This is a genomic window from Bradyrhizobium hipponense (genome assembly GCF_008123965.1).
Classification (GTDB): domain Bacteria; phylum Pseudomonadota; class Alphaproteobacteria; order Rhizobiales; family Xanthobacteraceae; genus Bradyrhizobium; species Bradyrhizobium hipponense.
The window spans coordinates 1-1,588 of record NZ_VSTH01000177.1 but is presented as its reverse complement, the minus strand read 5'-3'; the positions used below and the strand labels follow the sequence as shown (position 1 = coordinate 1,588).

General features: G+C 64.0%; 2 protein-coding genes. Both read left to right on the top strand.

The window, feature by feature from the left end; translation table 11 throughout:
- The first annotated feature begins 47 nt into the window (after nucleotides 1–47).
- Nucleotides 48–1,202, top strand: coding sequence for an IS110 family RNA-guided transposase (locus FXV83_RS37900; RefSeq protein WP_148744950.1), 1,155 nt, complete (start codon nucleotides 48–50; stop codon nucleotides 1,200–1,202).
- 192 nt (nucleotides 1,203–1,394) lie between these two features.
- A partial coding sequence (locus FXV83_RS43630; RefSeq protein ID WP_210250786.1) for a hypothetical protein occupies nucleotides 1,395–1,588 on the top strand: 194 nt, incomplete at its 3' end.

The window sequence follows — 1,588 nt, the reverse complement described above, 5'->3', positions numbered from 1 at the left end:
GGGGTAAATTGAGTTTGTGACCACCAACTCACCCTGGAGGATCAACGATGCGTACTGATCACACTGACGCACCCGCCGGAAGCGAGTATGCCACGATTTACTTGGCTTTCGAACTGAGCAAAGCGAAGTGGCAGCTGGGGATAATGATGCCCGGCGCCGAGAAGATGAGTCGTTACCGGATCGATGGCGGGGACATGGCGGCGCTATCTGGCGTGCTTTTGCGGGCTCGAGGGAAGGCCGCGCAGGAGGGCAAGCCGGTTCGTATCCTGTCCTGCTATGAGGCGGGTCTCGACGGTCATTGGCTGCACCGCTGGCTGAGCGACAATGGGATCGTCAATCACGAGATCGATGCATCGAGCATCGAGGTGAACCGGCGGGCACGGCGTGCCAAGACCGATCGGATTGATCTGGGGCAGCTGATGCGCTCGTTCCTGGCCTACCTGCGCGGCGAGGTGGGCGTCTGCAGCATGGTTCGGGTCCCCACGCCCGCGGACGAAGATCGCAAGCGGCGCACCCGCGAGCGCGAACGGTTGCTGAAGGAGCGCACCGGGCACAGCAACCGGATCAAAGGACTGCTGCATGGCCAGGGCATCCGCGACGCCAGGCCGTTGAAGCCGAGCTTCCTGTCGGATCTCGACAAGCTGCGCACCGGCGACGGGCGCACTCTGCCGCCGCGACTACGCAATGAAATTCGTCGCGAGCATGAGCGGCTGCTGCTGGTCTGCAAGCAGATTAAGACGCTGGAAGCGGAAAACATCGCCGCCCATAGCACGCCGGCCAAAGGCTCGGTGGAGGCGAAGGCCGTTCAGCTTGCCCAGCTGCAAGCCATTGGACCGCAGATCGCCCAGGTTCTGGCCAACGAGGTGTTTTATCGCGACTTCAGGAACCGACGGCAGGTCGGCAGCTGTGTCGGACTGACCGACACACCCTACGACAGCGGCGCCAGCCGGCGGCAGCAAGGCATCAGCAAGGCCGGCAATCATCGCGCGCGAACGAGCGCGATCGAGCTCGCCTGGCTGTGGCTGAGACATCAGCCTGACAGCGAGCTGAGCCGCTGGTTCCACGAGCGGGTCGGCACGGCCAAGGGACGCATCCGCAAGATCGCCATCGTGGCGCTGGCGCGCAAGCTGATGGTGGCGCTGTGGCGTTATCTGGAAACCGGCCTCGTGCCAACGGGCGCCGAAATGCGCCCAAGCCTTTAACCGACGCCGGTGCGCCAATGACGGCCGACGTGACCCAGGACAGACGCGTGACCGAACCCGGGCTTGGGTCTTCGGATTCCGCTTTCGTAGATGGGTCCCGTCTCTTCTGGGCCTTACCTTCACCCGTGCATGAAAGATTAAGGTCCGGGTCACCACACCCGACCGGATACAAGTTGATGCGGTGCTTGCCGCATGACCACGACACGGCCCAGTCCAGGATATCGCGTCACGCCGTTCACGACGCGCACCGAAACGTTCCGATCCGAAAGCCTCGCGCCAGCCTCGCCGCTGTCAAGGCCGCTACGCGCCGCCTCCGGCGGTGGCCTGCGGCCAGCCTTGACCGCGGCTGCGTCTGGCGCAGCGGTCAACCATCGGAACGAAAACGC